This is a genomic window from Acidovorax sp. PRC11 (assembly GCF_031844105.1).
GTDB lineage: Bacteria > Pseudomonadota > Gammaproteobacteria > Burkholderiales > Burkholderiaceae_C > Paracidovorax.
The window spans coordinates 1-2,286 of the sequence record NZ_JAUZUQ010000053.1 but is presented as its reverse complement, the minus strand read 5'-3'; the positions used below and the strand labels follow the sequence as shown (position 1 = coordinate 2,286).

The 2,286-nt window shown below is 71.1% G+C and carries 6 protein-coding genes; all 6 read left to right on the top strand.

Annotated elements, in window-relative coordinates:
- Positions 1-433: DUF4376 domain-containing protein (locus tag Q9R47_RS24240; protein WP_311235652.1), on the top strand; the 433-nt coding region annotated here is incomplete at its 5' end.
- A gap of 65 nt (positions 434-498) precedes the next feature.
- On the top strand, positions 499-915 hold the full coding sequence (locus Q9R47_RS24235) for a structural protein P5 (protein ID WP_311235651.1): 417 nt from the start codon (positions 499-501) through the stop codon (positions 913-915).
- A 4-nt stretch (positions 916-919) separates the two neighbouring features.
- On the top strand, positions 920-1,294 hold the full coding sequence (locus Q9R47_RS24230; protein ID WP_311235650.1) for a hypothetical protein: 375 nt from the start codon (positions 920-922) through the stop codon (positions 1,292-1,294).
- Entirely contained in the window at positions 1,281-1,691 is a 411-nt protein-coding gene (locus Q9R47_RS24225) for a hypothetical protein (RefSeq protein ID WP_311235649.1), read from the top strand. The genes Q9R47_RS24230 and Q9R47_RS24225 overlap by 14 nt, the downstream gene beginning before the upstream one ends.
- A complete protein-coding gene (locus tag Q9R47_RS24220; RefSeq protein ID WP_311235648.1) occupies positions 1,688-1,909 on the top strand; it encodes a hypothetical protein in 222 nt (73 codons plus the stop codon). The genes Q9R47_RS24225 and Q9R47_RS24220 overlap by 4 nt, the downstream gene beginning before the upstream one ends.
- Positions 1,906-2,271: a hypothetical protein gene (locus Q9R47_RS24215; RefSeq protein ID WP_311235647.1), complete on the top strand. Its 366-nt coding sequence runs from the start codon at positions 1,906-1,908 to the stop codon at positions 2,269-2,271. Before Q9R47_RS24220 ends, Q9R47_RS24215 begins: the two co-directional genes overlap by 4 nt.
- Positions 2,272-2,286: the final 15 nt, after the last annotated feature.

Below are 2,286 nucleotides of genomic sequence, written 5' to 3'. Positions count from 1 at the left end.
GCAGGAGGATGCTGAGGGGCAGTGGTCCCAGGCGTTCGCGGTGCGAGCCATGCTGCCCGAGGACATCGAGCAAGCCCTGCAGGCCGAGCAGTGCCGCCTCGCGGCTGCGGTGACAGCCCGGCGCTGGGAAGTCGAAACGGGCGGCATCACGCTGCCGACCGGCACGCGCGTGGGCACCACGCTGAGCGACCAGAACCGGATCACCACGGTGATCGCCAATGCGCAGCTGGCTGGCGTCTCCGAAGTGGATTTCAAAGCTGCGAGCGGCTGGGTGTCGCTGACGCTCGATGAGCTGCGCGGCATCGCTTCTGCGATCGCAAGGCACGTCCAGGCATGTTTCAGCGCCGAGCGCGCCCACCACGAGGCCATCGAAGTTCTGACCACCACCGCGCAGGCGCTGGAGTACGACGTGCACAGCGGCTGGCCGGCCTGACAGCGCCGCCACCACCCCATTCACAGCCCGCCGCGCGCGGGCTTTTTTGCGTCCCAAGGATCGACATGACCACCACTCCACGCGGCATCCGCAACCACAACCCGGGCAACATCGACCGCACCAGTGAGCGCTGGCAGGGCATGGCCGCCGACCAGAACAGCGATCCGCGCTTCGTCGTTTTCACGGCGCCGGTTTGGGGCCTGCGGGCCCTGGCCAAGGTGCTGCTGTCGTACCAGCGCAAGTACGGCCTCAACACGCCCGCCAAGATCATTGGCCGCTGGGCGCCGCCGGCGGAAAACGATACCGGGGCCTATGCCCGCCAGGTGGCGCGCGCGCTCGGCGTGGGCGTCGATGACGTGGTGGATCTGCAGGACCCGGGCGTGCTCGCGCGCATCGTGCCGGCCATCGTGCAGCACGAAAACGGGCAGCAGCCGTACCCCGCCGACCTGATCGACCAGGCCGTGCGCCTGGCGCTGGAGTGAGCCGATGCCAGAAGTGAACGCATTGCCCGGCGGCTGGTGGACGGTTGTCGGCGGCACTCTCGGCACCATCGCGGCAGCCGGCATGTACCTGCGCCAGTACCTGAGCGGCGCAGCGGCGCAGCGGGCCAGCGACACCGGACAGATCACGGCCCTCGGCGTGTATCAGAAGCTGCTCGAAGACGCGATCAAGCGAGCGGCCGATGCTGAGACGCGCGCGGATGGATTCGCCAAGGAGCGGAACGAGGCGTTGCAGAACCTCGGGCGGATGGAGGGGCGCTTGGCGGCCGTCCAGCAGCAGCTGGAAGAGGCGCTGGCCCGAATCGCTGAACTGACCACCCAGGTCACCCAACTGCGGGAGCAAGTCGATGCGAAAGCCTGACATGGACACGGTGCGCGACACCATCAAGGCCCTGGCCATCCTGGTCGTCCTGGTGGGCGGCGGAGCGGGGATCGGCTACGGGATCGGCACGGAACGCGCGCGGGTGCTGCTGGTGGACGAGCGGCAGGACCGGCTCCAGGAGATCGACCGGCTGCAGCGCACCCACCAGCGAGCCCTGGACATCATCGCCGGCCGGCAGGAGCGTGCGGCGGACACCCTGGCCGCAGCAGCCGACACAGCGGCCACGGCCGCAGAAACCGCGCAAGCTGCTGCGACTACGGCCGGCAAAGCGGCCAAGGCCGCGGGCGTGCCGGCCGCTGTGCCCGAGCACGAGCGCAAGGCCATCAACACCACCATCCAGCGCGCCAACGAGCGCATCAAGGGGTCCGCACGATGATCCGCACCAACATCCTCGCAGCCCTGCTGCTCGCGGGCTGTAGCACCGTGCCGCCTGAGCCTCCGGCCGCCGAGGCGGAGCCGGCCGCGCCCACGGTGGCGCGCCGCGACTGCCCGCCGCTGCCCGAGCTGCGCGCCGGGGCGTCCGGCCTGGAGCGCCGCATGCACACGCAGACCATCGTCCGCATGTACGCCGCGTGCGCCGGGAGCGAGCCATGACGCCCATGCAGATCCTGCTGGCCGTGCTGGTGCTGGGCAACGTGCTCACGGGCTGGGCTTGGCTGTCCGCGCGCGATGACGCGACCACAGCCCGGGCCGAGCTGGTGGGCAAGGGCCAGGAGCTGGCCGGCGTGCGCGGCGCCGCCGAGGCCTGCAGCAGCAAGGTGGACGAGCTGCGCACCCTGGCCGACAAGCGAGCACAGGAGGCGGCGCCCGCCCGGCGCGCGGCCGCCGAACGTGCTTCTGATCACGGCCGCAAGGCCGACGCGATCCTGGCCGCGCCGCCGGCCGTGCCCGGCGATGCCTGCAGCAGCGCGCAGGTGCGCGTGGACGCCTGGCTGCAGGGGAGGGCGCGGCCATGAGGGCCGCTGTACTGC